The organism is Actinoplanes sp. NPDC023801 (genome assembly GCF_040639655.1).
Classification (GTDB): domain Bacteria; phylum Actinomycetota; class Actinomycetes; order Mycobacteriales; family Micromonosporaceae; genus Actinoplanes.
Genome location: NZ_JBFAAI010000002.1, coordinates 304896 through 327222 on the forward strand (window position 1 = coordinate 304896; position 22327 = coordinate 327222).

18 protein-coding genes and 2 pseudogenes are annotated in these 22327 nt (G+C 72.4%); 8 read left to right on the forward strand and 12 right to left on the reverse strand.

All coding sequences use genetic code 11. From position 1 onward, the window contains the following. Positions 1 to 67 precede the first annotated feature (67 nt). A pseudogene (locus AB0G04_RS05955) lies at positions 68 to 1642 on the reverse strand (FAD-binding protein); the annotation flags it as partial. Between the two features lie 48 nt (positions 1643 to 1690). Between AB0G04_RS05955 and AB0G04_RS05960 the strand changes: the two are divergent. The 5 genes from AB0G04_RS05960 to AB0G04_RS05980 all read left to right on the forward strand — a co-directional run bounded on the left by AB0G04_RS05960 (position 1691) and on the right by AB0G04_RS05980 (position 7900). Next, positions 1691 to 3274, forward strand: a complete 1584-nt coding sequence (locus tag AB0G04_RS05960; protein ID WP_360977125.1) for an FAD-dependent oxidoreductase — start codon at positions 1691 to 1693, stop codon at positions 3272 to 3274. A 133-nt stretch (positions 3275 to 3407) separates the two neighbouring features. Next, positions 3408 to 4769: a hypothetical protein gene (locus AB0G04_RS05965; RefSeq protein WP_360977128.1), complete on the forward strand. Its 1362-nt coding sequence runs from the start codon at positions 3408 to 3410 to the stop codon at positions 4767 to 4769. Next, on the forward strand, positions 4766 to 5746 hold the full coding sequence (locus tag AB0G04_RS05970; RefSeq protein ID WP_360977131.1) for a glutamate ABC transporter substrate-binding protein: 981 nt from the start codon (positions 4766 to 4768) through the stop codon (positions 5744 to 5746). Before AB0G04_RS05965 ends, AB0G04_RS05970 begins: the two co-directional genes overlap by 4 nt. Before the next feature lie 89 nt (positions 5747 to 5835). Continuing rightward, positions 5836 to 6378 (forward strand): hypothetical protein, encoded by a 543-nt coding sequence (locus tag AB0G04_RS05975; protein ID WP_360977134.1) that lies wholly within the window; start codon positions 5836 to 5838, stop codon positions 6376 to 6378. 10 nt (positions 6379 to 6388) lie between these two features. Continuing rightward, the gene (locus tag AB0G04_RS05980; protein ID WP_360977137.1) at positions 6389 to 7900 is read left to right on the forward strand and encodes an SPFH domain-containing protein; all 1512 of its coding nucleotides are present in this window, start codon (positions 6389 to 6391) and stop codon (positions 7898 to 7900) included. Positions 7901 to 7925: 25 nt separating this feature from the next. Here AB0G04_RS05980 and AB0G04_RS05985 read toward each other — a convergent pair whose 3' ends face one another. The 6 genes and pseudogenes from AB0G04_RS05985 to AB0G04_RS06010 all read right to left on the reverse strand — a co-directional run bounded on the left by AB0G04_RS05985 (position 7926) and on the right by AB0G04_RS06010 (position 13244). After that, positions 7926 to 8522 (reverse strand): hypothetical protein, encoded by a 597-nt coding sequence (locus AB0G04_RS05985; RefSeq protein WP_360977140.1) that lies wholly within the window; start codon positions 8520 to 8522, stop codon positions 7926 to 7928. Between the two features lie 3 nt (positions 8523 to 8525). Beyond that, positions 8526 to 9665, reverse strand: a complete 1140-nt coding sequence (locus tag AB0G04_RS05990; protein ID WP_360977143.1) for a lipid-transfer protein — start codon at positions 9663 to 9665, stop codon at positions 8526 to 8528. After that, positions 9662 to 10030 carry an acyl dehydratase gene (locus tag AB0G04_RS05995; RefSeq protein ID WP_360977874.1) on the reverse strand — a complete coding sequence of 123 codons (369 nt, stop codon included), beginning with the start codon at positions 10028 to 10030 and terminating at the stop codon, positions 9662 to 9664. Before AB0G04_RS05995 ends, AB0G04_RS05990 begins: the two co-directional genes overlap by 4 nt. After that, a pseudogene (locus tag AB0G04_RS06000) lies at positions 10022 to 10894 on the reverse strand (OB-fold domain-containing protein); the annotation flags it as partial. The gene AB0G04_RS05995 and the pseudogene AB0G04_RS06000, both read right to left, overlap by 9 nt. A gap of 29 nt (positions 10895 to 10923) precedes the next feature. Further along, complete coding sequence (locus AB0G04_RS06005) at positions 10924 to 12060, reverse strand: acyl-CoA dehydrogenase family protein (protein ID WP_360977146.1); 1137 nt, start codon at positions 12058 to 12060, stop codon at positions 10924 to 10926. Further along, positions 12045 to 13244 carry an acyl-CoA dehydrogenase family protein gene (locus AB0G04_RS06010; RefSeq protein ID WP_360977150.1) on the reverse strand — a complete coding sequence of 400 codons (1200 nt, stop codon included), beginning with the start codon at positions 13242 to 13244 and terminating at the stop codon, positions 12045 to 12047. The genes AB0G04_RS06005 and AB0G04_RS06010 overlap by 16 nt, the downstream gene beginning before the upstream one ends. 101 nt (positions 13245 to 13345) lie before the next feature. On the opposite strand from AB0G04_RS06010, the gene kstR reads away from it, so the two are divergent. Then, entirely contained in the window at positions 13346 to 13975 is a 630-nt protein-coding gene (gene kstR, locus AB0G04_RS06015) for a cholesterol catabolism transcriptional regulator KstR (protein ID WP_360977153.1), read from the forward strand. A 70-nt stretch (positions 13976 to 14045) separates the two neighbouring features. Here the strand turns inward: kstR and AB0G04_RS06020 are convergent, their stop codons facing one another. Both AB0G04_RS06020 and kstD read right to left on the reverse strand, forming a co-directional pair. Next, positions 14046 to 14477, reverse strand: coding sequence for an SRPBCC family protein (locus tag AB0G04_RS06020; protein WP_360977156.1), 432 nt, complete (start codon positions 14475 to 14477; stop codon positions 14046 to 14048). Positions 14478 to 14580: 103 nt separating this feature from the next. Next, on the reverse strand, positions 14581 to 16227 hold the full coding sequence (gene kstD, locus AB0G04_RS06025; RefSeq protein ID WP_360977159.1) for a 3-oxosteroid 1-dehydrogenase: 1647 nt from the start codon (positions 16225 to 16227) through the stop codon (positions 14581 to 14583). Positions 16228 to 16337: 110 nt separating this feature from the next. On the opposite strand from kstD, the gene AB0G04_RS06030 reads away from it, so the two are divergent. Next, positions 16338 to 17030, forward strand: a complete 693-nt coding sequence (locus AB0G04_RS06030) for a PaaI family thioesterase (RefSeq protein ID WP_360977162.1) — start codon at positions 16338 to 16340, stop codon at positions 17028 to 17030. A gap of 64 nt (positions 17031 to 17094) precedes the next feature. Here AB0G04_RS06030 and AB0G04_RS06035 read toward each other — a convergent pair whose 3' ends face one another. Both AB0G04_RS06035 and AB0G04_RS06040 read right to left on the reverse strand, forming a co-directional pair. Next, entirely contained in the window at positions 17095 to 18282 is a 1188-nt protein-coding gene (locus AB0G04_RS06035; protein WP_360977166.1) for a hypothetical protein, read from the reverse strand. Positions 18283 to 18341: 59 nt separating this feature from the next. Next, on the reverse strand, positions 18342 to 19394 hold the full coding sequence (locus tag AB0G04_RS06040) for a pectinesterase family protein (RefSeq protein WP_360977169.1): 1053 nt from the start codon (positions 19392 to 19394) through the stop codon (positions 18342 to 18344). Between the two features lie 159 nt (positions 19395 to 19553). Between AB0G04_RS06040 and AB0G04_RS06045 the strand changes: the two genes are divergently transcribed. Next, entirely contained in the window at positions 19554 to 21107 is a 1554-nt protein-coding gene (locus AB0G04_RS06045) for a serine hydrolase domain-containing protein (RefSeq protein WP_360977172.1), read from the forward strand. 38 nt (positions 21108 to 21145) lie between these two features. Here the strand turns inward: AB0G04_RS06045 and AB0G04_RS06050 are convergent, their stop codons facing one another. Next, a complete protein-coding gene (locus AB0G04_RS06050) occupies positions 21146 to 22291 on the reverse strand; it encodes a branched-chain amino acid ABC transporter substrate-binding protein (protein WP_360977175.1) in 1146 nt (381 codons plus the stop codon). Positions 22292 to 22327: the final 36 nt, after the last annotated feature.

Genomic DNA, 22327 nt, shown 5'->3' on the forward strand with positions numbered 1-22327 from the left:
CACCGGTGATTCCGCTCCCGGAGCCGCTCTCGGGTACGGCTTGCGGGGGCTGCGGGCGGGCCGGGCCGGCGGCGTGGCGGCCGGCCCGGCGGCCGGAGAACACGCAGTCGGCCAGGGACAGGCCGCTGACGTACGAACCGGAACAGATGCCGACAGCGGTACGCCCCGCCGCGTACAGACCCGGGATCGAGGATCCGTCCGGGCGCAGCACCTCACCGGTCACCTCGTCGACGGTGAGACCGCCGAGCGTCAGCATCGGCGCCGGTAACGCCCGCAACGACACGTCCAGCAGCGAGAACGGTGCCCTGTCCAGCGACCGGGTCAGCTCCGCCGGTTTGCCGGCCGGGTCGGGTGCTCCCGTGAAGCGGGCGAGGTTGGTGGCCGACACGGTCGCGGCCAGGCCGTCCGGGTCGATACCGGCACGGCGGGCCAGTGCCGCCAGGGTGGGAGCCGACGTCCGGCGGGCGGTGAACAGCCACCACGACTGCCAGCGCTGGAACCACAGGGTCTGGCCCGGCAGCTGGCGGCGCGCCTCCCGGAGGACGTCCGCGTCCAGGAGCAACCAGGCCCTGCCGTCCGGGCAGGCGCGGACCGCGTCGCCGATCGCCGCCCCGTACCGTGACTCGTCGCAGACCCGCCGCCCGTCCCGGTCGACGAGGAGCCCCCCGAGCAGCGCCGAGGGCGGGGTGATGAACCGCCAGAGGCTGATCCGGTCGAGGTGCCGGACGCCCGCGCCCGCCCGCGTCCCGAGCCGGATGCCGGAACCGTCGTCGCCGGGTGTCCCGAGCCGCAGCCCGCGCACGCCCGGTGCGTGGTCGCGCATCATCTCCCGGTCGAAGACGAAACCGCCGGCGGCCAGCACCACGGCATCGGCGCGGATCCGCAGTTCACGGCCGTGACGTTCCTCGATCCGGGCGACCGCCCGGTGCAGTGCACGCCCGAGCCAAGGCAGGTAGACGCCCGGCTTGACCGACCATCGGTGCAGCGTGCGATGCGCGAACCGGGCCCACGCGGGCGCATCCCGCAGAGTCCGGCAGACCACCACCCCCGGCTGTGGTGCACCGCTGTCCCGGCCGGACTGTGGCAGCGGTGCGCGACTGCCGGGGATGTCCAGGGTGACCGCGCGGGTCTGCGGCAGGAAGCGGACACCCCTGGCCAGCGCGGCCGCGGCCAGGGCGGCGTGGAGGGTGCCACCGGAGGTGCCGGGCGCGTGGGTACGGTGACCGCGCGGTGCCGCGTCCGGGTGGGCGTGCTCACTGCCCGACTGGTACAGGTAGTACCGGTTCGTCGGGTAGGACGTCTTGTACGGGCAGAGCGTCGCGTCGAACGGGACGCCGTGGTCCTCCAGCCACGCGAGCAGTCCGGCGGATTCGTCGCAGAACCGTAGCAGGGTCGCGGCCGAGACGGCGTCGCGTGTCTCGTGGCGCAGGTAGGCGTACATCATCCCGGGGTCGTCCTTGATCCCCGCGGCCAGCTGCTGACGGGTGCCGCCGCCGGCGTAGACGACGCCGCCGGAGACAGCCGTGGCGCCGCCGCCGCTGAAACGGTCGACGACCAGGACGTCGGCTCCGGACTCGGCGGCCTCGATCGCGGCGCAGGCCCCGGCCGCGCCGAAGCCGACGATCACGACGGTGGCCTCCATACACACCTCCTGATGGCGGCATCGGCCGAATAACTATAACCTGTTCTAGTGTTGCGCGAGGAGGAATACGACGTCGTCGTGGTGGGCAGCGGCGCGGCCGGCATGACGGCCGCGCTCACTGCCGCACACCGTGGGCTCAGTGCTGTAGTCATTGACAGCGCCGAGGTGTACGGCGGCTCGACCGCCCGCTCCGGCGGCGGGCTGTGGCTGCCTGGACCGGAAGCGGCTACCTATCTGAAACACGTTGCAGGTGACGAGGTGTCGCCGGCCCGGCGGGACGCGCTGCTCGAGCACGGGCCCGCGGTGCTCGCGTTCGTACGCGAGCACACCCCGCTCGAGTTCGCCCGGGTGCCCGGTTACCCCGACTACCACCCGGAGGCGCCCGGCGGGCTCGCCGAGGGACGGACGGTCGAGCCACGGCCCCTGGCCGCACGCCTGGTGGCCGACGACCTCGAGGCGCTGGCCCCGCCGTACCGGGCCGCGCCGAACGGGATCGCGGTGACCGCCGTCGACTACCGCTGGCTGTCGCTCGGACTGCGGCACCCACGGTCGGCGCTGACCGCCGTCAAGCTCGCGGCCGGACGGTTCCGGGGAAAACGGCTGACCATGGGGCAGGCGCTCGCTGCCGGGCTGCGGGCCGGACTGCGGGCGGCCGGGGTGCCGGTGCGACTGGGTACGCCGATGACCGCGCTGCACACCGAGGACGGCCGGGTCACCGGCGCGGACAGCGCCGGGACGCGGTTCCGGGCCCGGCGCGGGGTGATACTGGCCAGTGGCGGGTTCGACCACAACGAGCCGATGCGCCGTCAACATCACGGCCTGGGCGCCGGCTGGACGGTCGGCGCGGCCGGCAACACCGGCGCGGGCATCGAGGCGGGACAGCGGCTGGGAGCGGCCCTGGATCTGATGGACGAGGCCTGGTGGGGGCCGACGCTGCCGCTGACCGGTGGGCCGTACTTCTGCCTCGCCGAACGCAACCTGCCGGGCAGCCTGATCGTCGACGGCACCGGCCACCGGTTCGTCAACGAGGCGGCGCCGTACGTCGACGTCGTGCACGCCATGCTGGGCCGGGCCGGGTCGGGCCCGCACCTGCCGTGCTGGCTGGTCACCGACCGTTCCTACCGGGACCGGTACCTGTTCGCCGGGCGGGCGCCGCGGGCCCCGCTGCCGCGCCGCTGGTTCGACGCCGGGATCGCGCACCGGGCGGGCACGCTCGAGGAGCTGGCCGGCCGGATCGGGGTGCCGGCCGAGGCGTTGCGGGCGACGGTGGAGCGGTTCAACGGGTTCGCCGGGCGCGGGCACGATGACGACTTCCGGCGCGGCGAGTCGGCGTACGACCGGTACTACGGTGACCCACGGCAGCGGCCGAACCCCTGCCTCGGGCCCTTGCTCCGGCCGCCGTTCCTGGCGTTCTCACTGGTCCCCGGCGATCTGGGGACCAAGGGCGGGCTGCGCACCGACGAGCGGGCCCGGGTCCTGCGTCCCGGCGGCACCCCGATCCCCGGCCTGTACGCGGCCGGCAACGTGAGCGCCTCGGTGATGGGCCGTGGCTACGCCGGCGCCGGCGCCACCCTCGGCCCGGCCATGACATTCGGCTACCTGGCCGCCCTGGACATCGCCGGCCGTACCTGAGGCAGGTCCGGACAGCCCGTGGCCGGCGTGCGACACGGCCGGTGCGGGATGGGCGGGGTGTGTGGACTCGGTTCCCTACCGTGACCGATGGCGCCGTATGGTGACCGTCCCACGTGGATCACAGGGGGTGAGAGTGCCGACCCGACTCGCGCCTGTCGCGACCAAGCCCGCGGAGACCCGGCCCGCCGAGGTCGTGCCGGTGCCGCCGGAGCCCGGCGGACTCGCCGCCCGGTTACGGGCCAGGCTCAACACGCCCCGGCTGTACTGGCTGACAGCGGCCGGACTGGTGGTGCTGGCACTCGCGACCGGCGCGGCCGCGGTGGCCGACGTACGGCAGCGGGAAGCACTGATCACCGACGTCGCCGAGGTGAGCGGCCCGATCAGTGTCGACGCGCAGACGCTGTACCGGAACCTGGCCGACGCCGACGCCACGGCGGCGACCGCGTTCCTGGCCACCGACGGCGAGTCACCGGAGCTGCGCACCCGCTATCTCGACGACCTGGCCCGGGCGACCTCGGCCCTGACGATCGCGCTGCGCGACGCCGACGACGCGGAGGCGGAGCTGCTCCGGGTGGTCGCCGATCAGCTGCCGGCCTACACCGGCCTGGTCGAGACGGCCCGGTCGTACCAGCGGCTCGGTGTCCCGCTGGGCGGCGCCTACCTGCGGGAGGCGTCGGGGCTGATGCAGCAGACGATCCTGCCGGCCGCGGCCGGGGTCTTCGACAGCACGCACCGGCGACTGGTCACCGAGCAGGATGAGGCGGCCGGCTTCCCGTGGCTGGTGACGCTGCTCGTGCTGGCGACCGGTGCGGCGCTGATCGCCGCGCAGGTGCTGGTGGCCCGCCGCAGCCGGCGGACCTTCAACCTGGGGTTGGTGGCGGCGAGCGCGATCACGGTGCTGGCGCTGCTCTGGTCGGTGGTGGCGCTGGGCGCCTCGGCCGCGCGGCTGGAGACGGGCCGGCGCGACGGCTCGGTGCTGGTGTCACTGCTCGCGAACGCCGGGCGGGCGGCGTTGCAGGCCCGCGCGAACGAATCGCTCACCCTGGTGGCCCGGGGTGGCGGCGCCACGCTCGAGAAGGACTTCACCGCCCGGATGGACGAACTGATCGGCGTGGACGGGCGGCGTGGCCTGTTCGCCCGGGCGCTCGCTCAGGCCCCGTCGTCGGATCGGCGCGCGATCGCCGCCGCCCGCGACGAGGCGGTCCGCTGGCGCACACTGCACGAGCAGGTCCGGGTGGCGGACAACGGCGGTGACTGGGACAAGGCGGTCGAGCTGGCCACCGCGCCCGGCGACGACGCCCTGCCCGCGGTGTTCGCCCGGCTGGACAGCGGCCTGGCCGAGGCGCTGGCGGTCGGCAACGCGCGGGTCGACGGCCAGGCGGAACAGGCGGCGAACGCGCTCCGCGGCCTGCTGCCGGGTGTCGTCCTGCTCACCGTGGGCCTGGTGGCCGCGGTGGTGTTCGGATTCCGGCCGCGGATCGGGGAGTACCGATGAGGACGACGACGAAGGTGACGGCGGCTGTGCTGATGGTCGCTCTGGTGGCCGCCGGCTGCGGCACGCCCGAGGAGCAGCGGCCGGTCGCGGCGGACGCCAGGGCGGTGGTTCCGCAGCCGCTGAACGTGCAGGACCCGGCCGAGGTCCCGAGCAAGGCGCCGGTGCCCACCTGTGACAACCGGGCGAGTCTGCGGCCGCCGGCCTCGATGCCGAAGGCCGGTGCCATGCCGGCGAAGAGCACAATGGCGCGGATCGCGGAACGTGGCCGGCTCGTGGTGGGGATCGACCAGAACGCCTACCTGTTCGGGTTCCGCGATCCGGCGAGCGGCGAACTGGTCGGTTTCGAGATCGACTTCGCGCGCGAGGTGGCGCGGGCGATCTTCGGTGATCCGCGCAAGGTGCAGTTCCGGGCGATCACCACGGCCGAGCGTATCCCGGTGCTGCAGAACAAGGAGGTCGACCTGGTCATCCGGACCATGTCGATGACATGCGAGCGGTGGCAGCAGGTGTCGTTCTCGGCCGAGTACATCGCCTCCCGGCAGCGGCTGCTGGTCCGTAAGGCCGACGGCATCAAGGACTTCCCCGACCTGGCCGGCAAGAAGGTGTGCGCGACCCGGGGCAGCACCAGCATCGTGACCATCGCGGAGCAGCCGTCCAGGCCGGTCCCGGTGAGCACCGACAGCACGCTGGACTGCCTGGTGCTGCTGCAGCAGGGCCAGGTGCAGGCCGTCTCGACGATCGACATCCTGCTGGCCGGCCTGGCCGCACAGGACCCGACCACCGAGGTGACCGGCAAACCCGTCTCCGACGAGCCGGCCGGGATCGGCATCCCCAAAGAACACGCCGACATGGTCCGGTTCGTCAACGGGGTGCTGGAGAGGATGCGGTCCGACGGTACGTGGACACGCATCTACGACCGATGGCTGAAGCCCCGGCTCGGCCCGGCCAGCCCACCGGTCCCGGTCTATTCCGACTGACTATCGTTCGGACGACAGTGCAGGTAGACGGCCTGGACTACCCTGACGCAGCCGGTGGCGTGCCGGCCTGAACTCAGGGATGGTGGCCCGTGCTGACCGCGACCGTGGTGTTCCTGGCGATCGGCGGCGTGGCGGTGGCGGTCCTGGCCGTCGCGCTGCTCGGCGGCGAGTTGCTGCACCTCGGCCACCCGGATGCCGGCGGACCGGTCTCGACCGAGGTGGTCGCCGGTTTCGCCGGGGCGTTCGGCTTCGCGGCCGCCGCCGCCTCGGAGCTGCTCACCGCCCGTACCGCCGGGTCGATCGCCCTTGCCGTGGCGGTCGGCGCGCTGGCCGCCGTGCCCGCCGCCTGGCTCGCGTGGCGCCTGTCGCGGGCGGCCCGGAACATGCGCACCGACGCGACACCGCAGCGGCAGCATCTGGTCGGCTCGCTCGGTGTGGTCGTCACGCCGGTCCCGGCCGGAACGGGTTACGGCGAGGTGCGGGTCCGGCTCGGCGGCCAGCCGGTGAAGCTCTACGCGCGCGCGGATCGTGCCATCCCCACCGGCGCCCGGATCTTCGTGGTCGAGGCGCCCAGTGAGACGAGTGTCGTCGTCGAGGAAACACCCCACACCGAAGAAGCACCCCATACATAAGAAGGTCTGAATGAGTCCATTGCTGATCGCGATCGGCGGCGGTGTGCTGCTGGTCGTGCTGCTCGTCGTGTTCATCCTGTCCCGGATCAAGGTGGCCGGGCCGAACGAGGCGTTCATCATCACCGGCCGCAAGGGCAAGACGACCCAGGGCCTGGACGGCACCAGCAGCACCGACATGTCGGGACAGAAGGTCGTCATGGGCGCCTCGGTCTTCGTGCTTCCCGTCGTGCAGAAGCTGCAGTCGCTCGATCTGTCCAGCCGCCGCATCGACGTCGGCATCAAGGGCGCGGTGTCGAAGCAGGGCATCCGCGCCGAGCTGCACGGCGTGGCGATCGTGAAGGTCGGCGGCACCGAGGACGCGATCCGCGCCGCCGCCCAGCGCTTCCTGCACCAGCAGTCGGAGATCGAGGACTTCACCCGCGAGGTGCTGGCCGGCGCGCTGCGGTCGATCGTCGGCCGGCTCACCATCGAGGAGATCATCCGGGACCGGGCGGCGTTCGCGAGCGCGGTCGCCGAGGAGGCCGAGCACTCGATGACCAACCAGGGTCTGGTGCTCGACACCTTCCAGCTGCAGGACATCCTGGCCGAAGGCTCGTACCTGCAGGATCTCGGCCGTCCGGAGGCGGCCCGGGTGCTCAAGGACGCGGCCATCGCCGAGGCCCGCGCCCGGCAGGCCGCCGAGCAGGAGCGGCTGCTCGCCGAGGAGGCGATCGCCGAGGCGAACCGTAACCTCGCGCTGAAGCAGGCCGGCATCCAGGCCGAGATCGACGCGGCGAAGGCCCAGTCGGCCGCCGCCGGGCCGCTCGCCCAGGCCGAACGGGACCAGAAGATCCTCGCCGAGCAGCAGAAGGTGGCCGAGCAGAACGCCGAGCTGAAGCAGCGCCAGCTGGACACCGAGGTGCGCAAGCCCGCCGACGCCGCCCGGTACCGGGTGGAGCAGGAGGCCGAGGCGGCCCGCAGCGCCGCGGTGCTGCACGCCGACGCGCAGCGGCAGGCCACCATCGCCGGTGCGCAGGCGCAGGCCGAGCAGGCCCGCCTGACCGGTGAGGGTGAACGGGCACGGCGTGCCGCGCTGGCCGAGGCCAATGCGATCGAGGGTGCCAAGGAGGGTGAGGCGGAGCAGCGGCGTCGTACCGCGATCGCCGAGGCAATCGAGCGGGAGGGTTCGGCCGAGGCCGCGGCGATCCTCGCCAAGGGTCAGGCCGAGGCGGAGGCGATGGCCCGCAAGGCCGAGGCTTTCGCGGCGTACGGCGACGCGGCCGTGATCGACCTGCTGGTGAAGGTGCTGCCGCAGGTCGTCGAGGCGGCCAGCGCTCCGCTCGCCAACGTCGACAAGCTGACCGTCATCTCGACCGACGGTGCCACGTCGCTGACGAAGTCGGTGGCCGGCAACGTGGCGCAGGGTTTGCAGATCGGCACCGACCTCACCGGTATCGACCTGACCGGCCTGCTGGCGAAACTGGGCGGTGCGGCGAAGGCCAACGGCGACCACCCGGCCGTCGAGGCGAAGATCCAGGACTGAGTCGTTCCACGTCGGCGGGGACGTCTCACGTCCCCGCCGGCAGGCAGGCGCCGCTCGGCACCTCGTCGCGGGCCTTCTGCTTCAGCGCGGTGCCTTCGAGGGCGTACCGATAGGTGATCCTCAGCTTGGGACAGCCGTTCCCCGCCGTGCCGTGGGCCTGGACGACGATCTCGCCGGAGCGTACGGCGACGGCGGTCACCCAGGGCTTGTCGGCGGCGGCGACGTCCTTGAGCAGCGGGGTGCCGATCCGCCACGGTCGCTGGGCCGGGGAGGATCCGTCGAAGACCTCGACGGTCGACGGGAAGTAAGGAGCAGCACCGTCACAGGTGCGGGCGACGAGGCTGTCGGCGACCCCGTCGCCGGTGACGTCACCGGTTGTGACCTGCTGGACGACGGCCTCCTGCTCCGGGTCGTCACAGGCCAGGACGAAGGCGTCCCAGTCGGCCTCCTTGCCGACGCTCGCCAGGTTGCCGGCGGGGTTCTCGGCCTCGGGCAGCTGCTCGCCGGAGACGGCCGGAGCCGGCGCCGGGGAGGAGGCGGGTGTCGCGGCCGGTGTCTTCCCGTCATCGGTGCACCCGGCCAGCAGGGCGGCCGTCAACGCCGTGAGCAGCGCGAACCTCATGATTCACAGATTAGGCGCGAGAACCATTCCGCTGGTGGGAACGCCGGTTCCGGCGGTCACCAGGACCGGGCCGTCGCCGGGGACCTGGTTGACCGCGGTGCCGCGGACCTGCCGTACCGCCTCGGCGATGCCGTTCATGCCGTGGATGTACGCCTCCCCCAGCTGCCCGCCGTGCGGATTGACCGGCAGCCGTCCGCCGAGCTCGATCCCACCGCCGGCGATCAGGTGCCGGGCCTCCCCCGGGCCGCAGAACCCCAGTTCCTCCAACTGCATCAGCACGTACGGGGTGAAGTGGTCGTACAGGATCGCGGTCCGCACGTCGGCCGGCCGGAACCCGGACCGCTCCCACAGTTGCCGGGCGACCACCCCCATCTCCGGCACCGCCGCCGTGGACGCCCGGTAGTAGCTGGTCATCACGTACTGGCCGGGTCCGCTGCCCTGGGCCGCGGCGGCGATCACCGCGGGCGGCCGGGCCAGGTCGCGGGCCCGTTCCAGGGATGTGACGACCACGGCGACCGCGCCGTCGCTCTCCTGGCAGCAGTCGAGCAGGCGCAGCGGCTCGGCGATCCAGCGGGAGGCGCGGTGGTCCTCGAGGGTGATCGGACGGCCGTGGAACCAGGCGTACGGGTTGGTCGCCGCGTGCCTGCGCGCCGCCACGGTGACCCGCCCGAAGTCCTCGCCGGTGGCACCGTGCTCGTGCATGTAGCGCCGGGCCACCATGGCGACCTGCGCGGCCGGGGTGGCCAGCCCCATCGGGACGTGCCAGGCGGAGTCCGGGTCCGGGGACACGTAGGCCTGCCCGAACCTTCGGCCGGACCGTTCGTTGAGCGCGCGGTAGCAGACCACCACGTCGGCGATGCCCGCATCGACGGCGAGAACGGCCTGCTGGACGACCGCGCACGCGGCGCCGCCGCCGTACCCGATCCGGGTCAGGAAGGTCAGCTCGCCGATGCCGAGCTCACGGGCGACGGCGATCTCGCTGTTGCTGTCCATGGTGAAGGTGCACAGGCCGGACACGTCGGCGGGCCGCAGCCCGGCGTCGTCCAGGGCGGCGCGGATCGCCTCGGCGGCGAGCCGGAGTTCGCTGCGGCCGGAATCCTTGGAGAACTCGGTGGCGCCGATGCCGGCGATCGCGGCGGTCACGACGCCACCTCCACGGAGCCGGTGACGTGCACGCCGTGCGCGGTGCGGCCGACCACGTCCACGCGATCGGTGAACACCTGGCCGGTGAAGGTCAGCACGTCATAGGCGTGACACGGCGTTCCGAGGCGGATGCTGATCGAGCGGACGCGCCGGGCGGGGCCGAGCCGGTCGGTGACGAAGCGCTGGACCAGGCCGGTCGTGGTGAGGATGTTGAGGAAGATGTCCTTGCCGCCGAGCCGGACCGCCGAGTCGCGGTCGTGGTGGACGTTCTGGAAGTCACGGGTCGCGAGGGCCGTGCTCACGATCAGGGTCGGTGTGACGTCGAGCGTCCACGGTTCGAGGGCCGGCACGTCGGGACGCCAGATCGGCAGGCCCCCGTCGAACGCGATCCGCACCGGGTCGCCGATCCCAGGACGCGGGCCGCGGTACTCGGCGACCAGGCGCACGCCTTCGGGCAGATCGACGAGCGCGACCGTGAACGGTGCTCGCCGTCCGGGCACCGGTGGATGGTGGTGCACCACGAAACTGTGGACGGTTCCGGTGCCGGTCGCTACCGCGTACTCCGGCTTGAAGGAACCGCACCCCGGGCAGGCCGGGCCGGGCGGATGACGCACGGTGCCGCATGCGCCGCAGCGTTGCAGGCGCAGCTCGCCGGCCGTGACGCCCGCCCAGAAGAACGCGTTGTCGGCGGTGAGCACCGGCGCGATGGGCTCGGCGGCGGGCCGGCTCGTGGTGGTACCGGCCGGCCGGTACCGCAGGATCCGGAAGGTCATCTCGGCCACTGGTTCGTCGCCGGCTGTCCAGGTGGTGGCGGTCGTGACGAACCAGCCCTCGCCGAGAGCCGTCCTTTTCGGACCCGTCACCGATACGAGGCGGCTGCGAACGGTGATCTCCTCGCCGATCCGCAGGTAACGGTGATAGGTCTGCGAGGAGTCGGTGGCCACCACGGCGTCGAAGCCCGACTCGTCGAGCAGCTGTGACATCACCTGCAGGGGATCCGTCCGGGTCGGCGGTGTCAGGCCGCGCATGGTCCAGACCTGGATCATCGCGGGCGGCGCGATCCCGTCCCGTTCGTAGGCGGGGTTGGTGTCCCCCATCGCCTCCAGCCAGTTGCGGATCATCGGCAGGTTGACCGGATCCCGCGCCGCGGCGGGAGCGGTGTCCCCCGTGGCGAGCAGCCGCTCCGCAGTGGCCCGGATGAGGGACTCGACATCAGGCGACACGGTCATCCGGCTTCACCTCGGCACGTCATCCGGCTTCACCTCGGCACTCTCGGCAGGCCGAGGCCCGCGCTCGCGATGATCTCCCGCTGGATCTCGTTGACGCCGCCGCCGAACGTCAGCACCAGATCACGCCGCTCGTGCACGTCGAGCCACTCGAGCAGTTCCGCGGTCACCGGGTCGCGCGGGTCGCCGTGCCGCGCCACGACCTCGGACAGTTCCTGCTCGAGCCGCAGCAGCCGCTCGGAGGAGAAGACCTTGGTGGCGGAGGCGTCGGCCGGCTCCGGCGCCGCACCGGCGACCTGCCAGTTGAGCAGCTCGTTCACGCGATGTGCGGCGTGGGTCCGGGCCAGGGCGCGGCGGACGTCCGCCTCGTTCTCCACCCCGATGTCGTACGCCCAGAGCCGCACCCGATCGAGCAGGGCACCGATCCGGCCGGCCGGGCCCAGCATGACGCGCTCATGGTTGAGCTGCGTGGTGATCAGCCGCCAGCCGTCGCCCTCGGCACCGACGCGGCGTCCGGCCGGCACGCGTACCCCGCTCAGATAGGTGGCGTCGACGTGGTGGGTGCCGTCGCACGTGATGATCGGCGTCCACGAGTATCCCGGGTCGCCGGTGTCCACGATCAGGATCGACAGCCCGCGGTACCGCTCCGGTGACGTCCGGCAGGCCAGCCACAGGAAGTCCGCCTCGTGCGCGCCGGTGGTGAACGTCTTCTGCCCGTCGACCACGTACCCGTCGCCGTCGCGCACCGCACGGGTCCGCAGCGCGGCCAGGTCGGTCCCGGCCTCCGGCTCGGTGTACCCGATCGCGAAGTGCAGCTCCCCGGCGAGGATCCGCGGGAGGAAGTAGCGCCTCTGCTCGTCGGTGCCGTACGCGAGCAGTGTCGGCGCGACCGTCTGCAGTGTCACCGCGGGCAGCGGCACGTCGGCGCGGGCCGCCTCGTTCACGAAGATCTGCTGCTCGGCGGGTCCGAGGCCGCGGCCGCCGTACTGGTCCGGGAAACCGAGCCCGAGCCACCCGTCGCGGCCGAGCCGGGCCACCAGGTCACGGAAAGCGTCACCGTGCCTCTCGCGCAGCAGCACGCGGCGCTCCACGGGCGTCAGGATCCCACCGAGGTACGACCGCAGTTCGTCCCGTAGTGAGCGCTGCTCCGCAGTCAGTTCGACGAACACGCCGGGCCCCCGTCCGCCTCGGGGCCGGTTCCGGGCCGCCGGTTCCCGGCTGTGTTGAGGCCCGCCGCCGGCCGCCGGCTCGCGGCCGTCTCCCCGCCCGCCGCCGGCCGGCTCCCGGCTGTCACCCGGTCGGCGAGCAGGGCCAGCCGGTGTTCGCCGCCGCCGAGGAACCGGACCAGGTCGCGGATCAGCGCGGTGTGCCGGTGCAGCGGGTAGTCGACCGACAGGCCGAGCCCGCCGTGCAGGTGGTGACAGGTGCGGGCGGCAGGCGGCGCCTCGGCGGTGAGCCACTGCGCGGCCACGTCCAGGTCGTCGTCGGCGGGCCGGCCGGTGCCGAACCGCCACGCCGCGGTGAGCGCCACCAGATGCAGGGTCCGGCTGGTGATGCAGACGTCGGCGATCTGCTGCGCCACGGCTTGGAAGGTGGCGAGCGGCCGCCCGAACTGGTGCCGGTTCCGCACATGCTCGGCGGTCAGCCCGAGCGCTCCGGCCAGGGCCCCGTCACCGAGTGCGCAGGCACCGGCGATTGCATACCGGTGCAGGTCAGCGTGACACCCGGCACCGCTCGGGTGGCTCGCCGCCCCGCTCGGGTAGCGCGCCGCCGCACCGCTCGGATCATCGGCCGCACCGCTCGGGTTACCGGCCGCACCGCCCAGGATTTCGGCGGGGGCCCGGTCCAGGGTCAGGATGCCGCCGGCCAGAAGCGCTCCGGGGCCGGACGGATCGACGATCACGACGGCCGGCCCGGCGACCGTCACCAGGAGACGGTCCGCTGCGATCACTCCGGTCTTGACGCCGGTGACGGTACCGTCCGGCGCGAGGATGGTGCGGGGTGCCGGCGGGAACGGGTCGCCCGGTTCGGCGACCGCCGCTCCGAGAGTGCGGCCGGTCAGCAGTTCCTCCTGCTGGCTCGGCGTGCCCCACCGGGCGACCGGGAGCACGCCGAGCGCCAGATGCGGCAACGCCGGAACACTCAGGGCACGGCGGCCGATCTCGGTGAGCACGAGCGCGGTCTCCAGGACACCGAGCCCGGCGCCGCCGAGGCGTTCCGGGACGGCGAGGGTGAGCAGTCCGGCCTGACCGAGCGTCGCCCACGATTTGTCCGGTTCGCCGGTGACGCCGTCGAGCACGTCGGCGGCGAGACGGGTGATCGCCTCCTGTGTCTCGTCCAGCCGGAAATCCATGGCACCGATTAGAACACGTTTCAGTTTGTGGTTGCCACCGCCGGGTGACACGAGGACGCAACTCGCCGTTGCTAGGCTTGATTCAGAGCGGAGGGGCGATCATGGCGAGTGCAAGAACGGGTACCAACACGCGCAACACTCTCGTCGGCGCGGAGACCGAGCAGGGGTCGGCGGCGCAGCGCGACCGGCGGCGCCGAATCCTCGAGGCGACGCTGGTGCTGGCGTCCAAGGGCGGTTACGACGCGGTGCAGATGCGCACGGTCGCGGAGCGGGCCGGGGTCGCCCTGGGCACGCTCTACCGCTATTTCCCGTCGAAGATCCACCTGCTCGTGTCGGCGCTCGCCTCCGAGTTCGAGTCCATTCAGGAGAAGCTCGGGCGCAAACCCATTCCGGGCGATACGCCGTACGACCGGATGCTCTATGTCCTCGGCCGGATGACCCGGGCCATGCAGCGTGAGCCACTGCTCGCCGAGGCCATGACACGGGCCTTCATGTTCGCCGACCCGTCAGCGTCGGCCGAGGTCAACGCGGTGGCCCGGCTGATGGAGGAGATGTTCACACGCGCCATGCACGACGGCGACGGCGCCGAGCCGACCGCCGACGACCGGGCGAAGGCGCGAGTCATCGGCGACGTGTGGCTGTCCAACCTGGTGGCCTGGGTGACCCGCCGCGCCTCCGCGAACGACGTCGTCAACCACCTCGAACTGGCCACCCGCCTCCTGCTGCACTGACCTCCCCACCCGCGTGGCGAACCGCGGCTCGTGGGCGGGCGCGGGACACCACGCGGGACTGCGGCGGGCGTCAGCCGAGCAGGGAGATGAGCTTCTCGAGGGCCTGCTTGGCAGCGGGACCGGCCTGCTTCTCCAGCATGGCGGCCATCGGGCCGTTGAGGGCTGGCCCGGCGAACTCCATCTCGTAGGTGATCATCGAACCGGCGCCGGCAGGTTCGATGACGAAGCGGTTCTTGGCCTTGACCCCCATCGGGCCGTCGCCGGCCATCTCGAGGCGGATCGGGGCGTCCGCGGTAACGACCTTCCAGGCCATCTCGGCGGGCATGCCCATCAACTTCACCTTCTGCTTGTACGTGGTGCCCTCCGCCACCGTCGCCGGCACGTCACCGGTGAAGCCCTGGTGCATGCTGTTCCACTCGGGAGTACGGGGCAGATCGGTGACGACCTGCCACACCTTGTCGGGCTCCGCCGTCGCGGTCGCCGAGACGGTCACCTTGGGCATTGTCAACCTCCTGATAAGCCGTGGCCGCTATGTCCTGAAAGCCGTGGCCGCGGGGTCCTGATGGGCGTAGCCGCGGTGTCCTGACGGGTCGTGGCCACGGTTCCTACCGAGCCGTGGCCGCGATGTCGAGTCCGGCCACGTGGCCGAACGTCATCGCCGGCCCGAGGGTCGAACCGGCGCCGGCATAGCTGTGGCCCATGACGGCGGCGCTCGCGTTGCCGGCCGCGTACAGTCCGCCGATCACCGTGCCGTCGGGGCGCAGTACCCGGGCGCGGGCGTCGGTGGTGAGGCCACCCTTGGTGCCCAGGTCACCGGGCACGATCGTGAAGGCGTAGTACGGCGGCAGCCAGATCGGTGCCAGGCAGGGGCTCGGCCGATTTGCCGGGTCGGCGAAGTAGGCGTCGTAGGCGCTGTCACCGCGGTGGAAGTCGGGGTCGCGCCCGGCACGGGCCTGTGCGTTGAACCGGCTGATCGTCGCGCTCAGCGCCGCCGCCGGCACGCCGATCTTCGCGGCCAGCCCGCCGATCGTCCAGTCCTTGACCAGCGCCCCCGAGGAGTACCAGTCGGCGGGGTAGGGCAGCAGCGGGGCCAGGTCCTTGAACAGGTACCGGTTGCGGTAGTCCTGGTCGGTGATCATCCAGCAGGGGATGTGGCCCTTCTCGTACATCGTGTGCACGACGTCGCTGTAGGGCGCGGCCTCGTTGACGAACCGCTTCCCGGCCTGGTTCACGAAGATCGTGCCGGGCAGGGTGCGCTCGGAAAGACAGAACCAGGGTTCGCCGGGCAGGGGGATCATCGGGCCCCACCACGCGTCGTCCATCAGCCCGAGCGCCGCCCCGGCCCGCTGACCCGCCTCGATGCCGTCGCCGGTGTTGGAGTCTGCGCCGATCGTCCAGTCCGTGCCGATCGGTGCGGCCTGGAACTGCTTGCGCATCCGCTCGTTGTGCTCGAACCCGCCGCTGGCGACGACCACGGCGCGCCGGGCCCGGATCAGGGTCTCGGCACCGTCGTGGCGGGTCAGCACCCCGGCCACCCGGCCGTCCTCGGAGTGCAGGTCGAGCAGCGGGGTGTTCAGCCGGACCGGCACACCGGCCGCGATCAGGCCGGCCCGCAGCCCGCCGGCCAGTGCCTGGCCCATGGTGACCGGCTTCTTGCCCTGGGCGGCGAGCTGGAGGTACCGCCAGACGATCTCGGTGGCCACGGCGAGGCCGCGCGGGTGCCGGGCGACCAGGGACAGCCACCGGTAGTCGACCGTGTAGACCACGGTGCCGGGCGGGCTCGCCTGGTAGGGGCCGTTGAGGTGGGCCAGTTCGCCGCCGAGGACGTTGGCGTCGAGAGCGAGCGGCTCGATGGAGCGGCCGTCCGGCATCCCGCCGGGCAGTTCGGGATAGTAGTCGGGGTAGCCCTCCATCCAGGCGAACCGCAGCGGCGTCCATTTCTGCAGGTACGCGATGGCGCGCGGGCCGTACGTCAGGAAGGCCTGCCGGCGGGCGGCGGACACCTCGGGCCCGACCACGGCGGCCATGTACGTGTCGGCCTTGCCGAAGGTGTCCGGCACTCCGGCGGCGAGCAGCACGTCGTTGTTCGGCACCCAGATCCCGGCCCCGGATCGGGCTGTCGATCCACCGTAGACGGACGCTTTTTCGACGAGAACCGTGTTCAGTCCGGACCGGGCCGTCGTGAGTGCGGCCGTCATGCCGGCGGCACCGGCACCCACTACGACCACGTCGTACTCCACGGTGCCCGCCATGGCATCCCCATTCGCCGCGCCGTTTACGCCTCCGCAATAACTAGAACAGGTTATAGCAGTGTGATGAGATTCACTAGGCCCGATGCCCTGGCGTATAGGAGCCTGTTGCTGTGAGCGATGTCGACAACGGGCGGCGGCTGCGTGCCGTCGATGACGGGCTGTCCCGGCGGCGGGAGGCGATCGCCGGCCTCGGTGACGCACTGCGGCTGCTGATCGAGAACGCCACCGCCACCGAGGCGCCGACCGAGGAACTGGTCCGGGCCGCCGAACGGATCCGGCATGCCGCGGCACCGCTCGGCGAGCGCGTCCGCGGACGGTTCGAGTCCGCGGCCGCCGACGACCTGCTCGGCGGGGTGCGGCTCTACAACCCGGTGACCGGCGCGGGCAGCGCCTTCGCCCCGCCGCTGGAGATCCGCCGGGAGGACGGCCTCGCGATCGGCACCTGCACGCTCGGCCTCGCCTTCGAGGGCCCGCCCAGTTACGCCCACGGTGGCGTCAGCGCGATGCTCCTCGACCAGATGCTCGGGTACGCGGTCACCGTCTCCGGCCACCCGGGCATGACCGTACGGCTCGACACGGGTTACCGCCGGCCGGTGCCGCTGTACACGCCACTGCGGCTGACCGCCGAGGTCGCCGCGATCGAGGGCCGCCGGGTCACAGCGACCGGCCGCATCGCCACCGCCGACGAACCCGGCGAGGTCCTGGTCGAGGCGACCGGCGTCTTCGTGGCGCTGCGGGCCGAGCAGGCACAACGGCTGTTCGGCCAGGTCATCGGCCGCAACCGGGAGTCCCGCGCCGGCTGAGCCGCTCGACCCCCGGCTGCACGAACACCGGGCTGCTCGACCACCCGGCTACTCGATTACCCGGCTACTCGGCCACCCGGGCCTGCTCGAAGCTCGGCCGGACGTCCGGCTCCGCGCCGAGCCGGGACAGCACCCGGTCCAGCAGGTCCGCGGGCATACCGGAACGCTCGGCCAGGTAGGCGGCCCAGTCCGGCAGCAGCGCCATCAGCTCGCTCACGTCGCCCCGGTAGTCGGCGCGGATCTGCGCGGCCACCGACTCGGCCCGGTGCGGTGAGCAGGTGTCGAACAGATCCGGCGCGAGCGAGGGCCAGGCGTCGAACAGGATCTCGATCAGGTCCTGGAGGTCGTCCGGCTCCGGCCGGTCCGCCCGCTTGCGCCACCATGCCGCGAACACAGCCGGACCGGCGTCCGACGCAGTCTCGGGCGCCTCCGGCGACAGCACCGCAGGCAGGGCGAGAACCGCCTCCGCCAGGCTCCGGCACCGGTGGTACTCGGCGAACTGCTCCGCCGACTCCCCGCCCAGCGCGGCGAACTCCTCCGGGCTCGGCAGCAGATCGGCGAGCAGGCGCGAGTCGTCGACCCGCCGCCACGTCGTGCCACCGGCCGCGACCGCCCCGACGCCGACCTGCCACGCGGCCAGGGCCTCCTCGGGGGAGGCGTAGAAGCCGGCGTGCACCGGCATCGGCGCAAAGGTGCAGGCGTCGACGTCCCACAGGTACCAGCGGACCGGGCCCTCCGTCGTACCGAACGGGGCGACCACGGCGAACCGGCTGCCGTACCGGTCGCGGGTCCACATCACCTCGCCGGCGACCGTGCGAGCGGGCACCGTCAGCCCGGCGCGCTCCCGGGCGGGTGCGGGAAGAACGGCTGCCAGCGCGGCGAGCACCCGCCCGGCCGTTTCACCCGGCCGATCGCGCAGATCGTCGGCGAGCGCGGCGGCCAGGTGGTCCGGGCCGACGTAGCCGCCGTCCGCCGGAAGGTCACCCAGCTCGGCGAGCAACGGGCCGAGGCTCGCGCACAACTCGTCCTCCAGCGCGGTTCCGGTCCGGGGCGAGGCGAGCAGCCGGCCGGCCAGCTCCGCGGCATGCGGCCGGGCCAGCTCGGTGCGCATGAGGCGGCCGCGATCCCAGCCCGCCTCCATGTCACGGAACGACTTCTCGCGCTGGATCCTCCGGACGTTGTCGCGGCGGCGGTCCGCCTTGACCGCCGCCGCCGACTTCGGGGACTTCTTGCGTTTACGTGAGACGGGCACGGGCCGAGAATATGTGCCGCTCTCTCCGGCGGCCTCCCGGCGTCACCCGCACGGGCGTCTCAGCACCGCGCCGGGTCCCACCCGTCCGAGCCACGCAGGAACGCCTCGACGGTGCTGGATGCGGCCTGCTCGGCGGTCAGCTGCGGACGGTTCGCCGAGACGATCGCACCGGGGCCGAAGTTGCGGTACTCGGCGAACCGGGCCTCCTCCCACGGCCAGGTGCCGAAGTCGGACCAGGCCTCGTCCGGGATGTGCGCACCGATCCACGACTCCCGGATGACGGTCTGCCCGATCGCGTTCGGATCCTGGCTCGGATGCCACGGCCGGCCGAGGAAGACGGTCCCGGCCGCGGCGTCCGAGGTGAACCGGGATCGGTGGAACAGCAGCCCGTGCGGATTGGTGATGTCGGTGCTGGGCGCGGTGACGTACCCGTTCGGCGTGGTGCCCCGGTCCAGCGAGTGGATGCGGCACCGGTCGAAGACCGCGGTGGCCCGTCCGAAGATGAAGTCCACGTCACCCTCCACGTAGCAGTCGCGCAGGTAGACCCGGGCGATCACGCCGGCCGCGCTGCTGTTGACGTACAGCGTGTCCTGGTTGGCGAGGAACCGGACCCGGTCGAAGACCAGCCGGTCGGCCCGGGTCAGCACGGCCACCGCCTGCCGGTTGGTGATCTCCGGGTGCGCCGCCTCGTCGAACAGGTTGGCGAAGGTCAGGTTGGCCGCCTTGAAACCGGCACCGTCGACGGTGACCGACGCGCTCCCCGAGGTGCCCCAGGTGCCACCGCCCGGCTTGGGGGTGCCGTTGGCGCGGTCGTCCGCGATCACCACGTCGGCCGGCCGGCGGCCGAGCCCGCGCAATTCGATGTTCGGCTTGGTGGCGGGCACGATTACCTGACCGGAGTACGTGCCGGGACGCACGCCGATGACGTACGGCTCGGTGGCCCCGGCGGGTGCGGCGTCGATCGCCGCCTGGATCCCGCTGTGATCACCGCTGCCGTCCGTGGCCACGATCAGATCGGGCCGGCGGCCGCCCGCGACGGCCGGGCCGGCGACCATCCCGGTGGCGACGATGCCGAGCCCGGACGACATGCCGAGGAAGGTACGCCGACGCATACCACTCTCCTTATGTGGGGATTGCGCTGGGGGAAAGCGCTTTCCTCAGCACCGTAGGGCAGCCACTCGCCAGCGTCAATGGGAAATCCGGGGATGTCCTCAGTGGATACAGTCGCCGGAGTGCGCCGGACGGCGCCGTCGACGACGAGGGGAAGTGCGATGACCGAGCCGTTGTCCCGCCGGACGTTTCTGCGCACCGCTGCCGGTGGCGCCGCCGCTGTGGCCACCGGAGTGACCGCCGCATCACCCGCCCGGGCGGCCGGGAGCCGGGTGCCGCGCGCGGTGCGGGAGCTCGAGGAGAAGATCCAGGCCGGGATGGCCGCGTACGGCATCCCGGGCGTCGCCTACGGCCTGCGCTATCAGGGCCGCGACTACACCGGCGGCTTCGGCGTGACCAACGTGGCCGAACCCGCGCCGGTCGACGCCGACACCGTGTTCCGGATCGCCTCGACGACCAAGACCTTCGTCGGTACGGCCGTGATGCGCCTGGTCGAGCGGGGCCGGCTGGACCTGGACCGGACCGTGCGGGCATACCTGCCGGGTTTCCGGACCAGCGACGAGGCCGCGTCCCGGCGGGTGACACTGCGGCAGACCCTGAACCACAGCGCGGGCTGGCTCGGGGACGTCTACACCGACACCGGCAGCGACGACGCGTTCCTGCAGCGGTACGTCGAGTCGCTGGCCACGGTGCGGCAACTCACCGAGCCGGGGGAAGTGTTCACCTACAACAACACGGCGATCAATGTGGCCGGGCGGATCCTCGAGGTGGCCGCCGGCCGAGGGTTCGAGCAGGCGATGCGCGACCTCGTCCTCGATCCGCTGCGGCTGCGGCACAGCGCGTTCCGCCTCGACGAGCTGGCGGGCGCGCGTGTGGCCGTACCACATGCGTTCGATCCGGACGGAAACGTCGTCGCCGCGCCGGAGGCGCTTGTCATCCCGCGCAGCCTGCACCCCGCCGGTGGGTTGTTCTCCAGCGCGCGGGACCAGCTGAAGTGGGCCCGGTTCCATCTCGGGGACGGCAGTCCGCTGCTGAGCCGGCGGTCGCTGCGGGCGATGCGGTGGCGTCCGGGGCCCGGCGGGACGTTGTTCGTGGAGATCGACGGAGCCGGGGTGACGTGGATGCTGCGGCCGACCGCCGAGGGCCCGCGCGTCGTACAGCACGGCGGTGACCTGCCCGGACAGCACTCCGGGTTCATGATCGTGCCGGAGCGGGACTTCGCGCTGACCGTACTCACCAACTCGACGGGCGGCCCGTCACTGACCGCCGAGGTGTTCGCGGACGACTGGGCGCTCAGCCGGTTCACCGGCCTGCACAACCTGCCGGCCACGCCGCGGTCCCTCTCCCAGGCGCAGCTGGCCGGCTACGAGGGCCACTACGTGGCCGAGCAGATCGATTTCGCCGGCGAGCCGCAGAGTCTCGCGATCGACCTGGTCGGGGTGGGCGGGCGGCTGAGCGGGCGTGCCGACGGGCGGGAGGCGCTGCTGCTGCCGTTCTACCGCCGGGATCACGTGCTGGTCTGGGGACCGGACGGATCGGACGCACACAGCCGGGCGGACTTCGTCCGTGACCCCGACGGCTCGGTGGGATGGCTGCGTCTCAGCGGGCGGCTCTTCCGCCGCAACCCGGCCGGGACGACCGCACTGCGCACCAGCACCGCGCCGGTCGACCTCCTCCCGGTCACGCTGCCGCACCCGGCGCGACCCCGGGACTGACCATGGGTGGCGGTGACCGGTCCACGACCCTGGACCGGTCACTGCCGCAAGCGGAACGCTTTCCCGTTCGCCTCGAGCAGGAGGAACTTCGGCACCGTCCGGGTGCCGTCGGCGTTGAAGGCGACCTGCCCGGACAGGCCGGCGTGGTCGGTGCCGCTCAGCGCGACCCGGACCGCCTCCCGGTCGGTGTTCCCGGCTCGCTTGATCGCGTCGGCGGCCACCATGACGGCGTCGTACGCCTCGGCGCTCGACGGGCCCGGCTCGGCGCCGTTTGCGGCCTGGTAACGCTGCGACCAGTCCTTGAGCTCGGGCATGAACGCGGGTACGAGCAGAGCCGTACCGTAGACGTCCCGTGCCTGCGCCTCGCTGAGATCGGCGAGCAGCGGCCCGTCGGTGGCGCCGTCGCCGACCACGATCCGGCCGGTGAAACCCTTGCCCCGCAGGTCCTTGATCAGCTGGTTGGCCTCGCCGTAGTACCCGGTGTAGTAGACGATGTCGGCCTTCGAGCCGATGATCGACCCTGCGATGCGCTCGTAACCGGTGGCGCCCTGGCTCAGCTTCAGCACGTTCGCCACGGTCAGCTCGCCGGTCTTGCGGGCCTGCTCGGCGGTCGCCTCGGCCAGCGTGATCGGGAAGCTGGTGCCGTCGTGCACCACCGACAGGCGCCTGCCGCCGAGCTGTTTCATCCAGTCGACCGCGAACTCGGCCTCGGCCGTGACGGTGCCGCAGATCAGGAACACGCTGTCGTAACGGGGTTCGATGAGGTCGGTCGAGTTCGCCTGCGCGATGATCATCGGGATGCCGGCGTCCCGGAAGATCTTGAGGGTGGGCACCACGGCGCTGCTGCAGTAGCCGCCCACGGAGAGCGTCACGTCCTTCTTGATCACCGTCTGCGCGGCCGTGACCGCGGTGCCGGGATCGCACGCGTCGTCCTCGGCCACCAGCTCGAGCTGCCGGCCGAGCACCCCGCCCGCGGCGTTGACCTCGCTGATCGCGAGCTTCGCGCCGTTGAGCATGGCCTCGCCGGAGTGGCTGCTGCGCCCGGTCAGCGGCAGGAGGCTGGCCAGGCGGATCACGCCCGGCGTGGAAGCGGCCGGCTTCGGGTCGTCCGTCCCGGCGCAGGCGGACAGCCCGGCCAGGATGACGGCCGCGGCGGCTACCGCGAGGATTCTGGGGCCACGCACCTGCAACTCCGTTCGCTGGGTCCACCGGTCCGATCG